This window comes from Paraburkholderia sp. SIMBA_030 (assembly GCF_046535245.1).
Classification (GTDB): domain Bacteria; phylum Pseudomonadota; class Gammaproteobacteria; order Burkholderiales; family Burkholderiaceae; genus Paraburkholderia.
Genome location: NZ_JAWRXB010000741.1, coordinates 1 through 265 on the forward strand (window position 1 = coordinate 1; position 265 = coordinate 265).

Here is a 265-nt window from a genome sequence, read left to right on the forward strand (position 1 = left end):
GGAGGGCGGCAAGAACGGCGAGACGTGGACATCGGGCGTGGGTTGGCAAATCAACGGCGCGATACTCGCCGACTACATATTGACGCAGGACGCAGCAGGCATATTCCGAGCGGACAATCACGCGTGGTTGTTCGCGGTGGCCAACGGACGCGTCTTCCACGCGGGGCCGAGCCAGGCCATGCACTGGTTCGACACCGCGGGTAACGGCAATGTGACCGATGCCGGCAAGCGCGCGAACGATACCGATGCGATGAACGGCAACGCG

The 265-nt window shown here is 63.8% G+C and carries 1 pseudogene; it reads left to right on the forward strand.

Features of this window, described 5'->3' with window-relative positions:
• A pseudogene (locus SB772_RS41930) lies at nucleotides 1-265 on the forward strand (galactose oxidase); the annotation flags it as partial.